Genomic DNA, 1,462 nt, shown 5'->3' with positions numbered 1-1,462 from the left:
CAGCTGGAGCAGGAGAGCGGGGTCCGGCTGCTGCAGCGCACCACCCGGCGTCTGTATCTTACGCCGGAGGGGGAAGAGTTTTATCGTCGCAGCAAACCGTTGCTCTCCCAGGCCGACGATCTGCTGGAGTCGTTCGCGCCGGACCGGCCGATCCGCGGTCAGCTGCGCGTTGATATGCCGATCGCCTTTGCCCGGCTGCTGGTGATCCCGCATCTGCCGGATTTTTATCAGGCCCATCCGGAGGTGGAGATTGTCCTCAGCAGCTCCGACGTACGCCGGGATATGCTGCGCGATGGTCTGGATTGCCTGCTGCGGGTGGGGGATCTTGAGGATGGCGACTATGTGGCGCGTTCGCTGGGGGAGGTGGCGTTAACCACCTGCGCCAGTCCGGGCTATCTGGCGCGCTATGGGGCGCCCGCGACGCTGGAGGACCTGCAGTCGCATCTGGCGGTGAACTGGGTGAACAGCAGCAGCCGACAGATTATGCCCTGGCGATTCCAGACCCCGGAGGGCATCAGGCAGATCGCCATTCCCGGTAAACTGGTGCTGGACAACTCTGAAGTCTTTACTGCTGCCGGGCTGGCGGGGCTGGGGATGCTGCAGGGGATGCGTTTCTTTTTGCAACCTTATATCGACAGCGGGCAACTGGTGGAAGTTTTGCCGGACTTTCCGGCGCCGCGTCGACCGTTGTCGCTGCTCTATCCGCACCGGCATCTCTCGCATAAGGTTCGGGTCTTTGCCGACTGGCTGCAGGGGCTGGTGGCGACCCTGGACTGACAATCGGCGCTGTCGCCTTGACTCTATCGGCTGAGCGTTTATATATAAAATGTGAATGCTATTAATGCAACGAATCACAAAGCTGGATAACGACTTAACCTGTAAGGGAATGCTGATGAAACTCTGGAATAAAACACTACTCGCTTCCGCCCTGTGCCTGACCCTGTTTGGCTGCGACGATGCGTCGAAAGTTGATAACAAACTGGATAAGGCTAAAGATAATGCGGAGCAGATGAAAGATGCCGCGGCGGATAAAGCGCAGGCAATTAAACAGGATGCGGATAAGCAAATCGATACGCTGAAAAGCCAGGCTGACGCCGAGGCCGATCGCCTGAAGGATCAGGCCAGCGCCATCAAGGCCGAGGCGGACAAGAAGGCGGACGCCATCGCCCAGCAGGCGAAAGCCCAGGCCGATGCGGTGAAGCAGAACGCAAAGCAGGAAAGTGACCGCATAGTCAAAGAGGCGGGTCAGATCAAAGACAACGCCATCGGTGACGCCAATCAGCTCTCGGCTGAAGCGGCGAGCAAAACCAAAGCCATCCAGGACAGTATCGCGAAGGATAAACAGAACGCCGCGCCGCCTGCCGCACAGCAGTAACTCGCGGTGTTTGTCTGACCCGCCGCCCGGAAATATAGGGAGCGGAGCCTGATAGATTACCCGGCGGCGCTGCGCTTGCGCGGGCCT

General features: G+C 59.4%; 2 protein-coding genes. Both read left to right on the top strand.

Annotated features, from left to right (window positions below; all coding sequences use genetic code 11):
- The coding region (locus KHQ28_RS27825) for a LysR substrate-binding domain-containing protein (RefSeq protein ID WP_211777776.1) at positions 1-777 on the top strand (777 nt) is incomplete at its 5' end.
- A 64-nt stretch (positions 778-841) separates the two neighbouring features.
- Positions 842-1,375 carry a hypothetical protein gene (locus KHQ28_RS27820; RefSeq protein ID WP_004179939.1) on the top strand — a complete coding sequence of 178 codons (534 nt, stop codon included), beginning with the start codon at positions 842-844 and terminating at the stop codon, positions 1,373-1,375.
- Positions 1,376-1,462 lie beyond the last annotated feature (87 nt).

Source organism: Klebsiella sp. 28 (assembly GCF_018223905.1).
Classification (GTDB): domain Bacteria; phylum Pseudomonadota; class Gammaproteobacteria; order Enterobacterales; family Enterobacteriaceae; genus Klebsiella; species Klebsiella pneumoniae.
The sequence above is the reverse complement of the archived record's forward strand: the minus strand, read 5'-3'. Positions and strand labels throughout refer to the sequence as shown.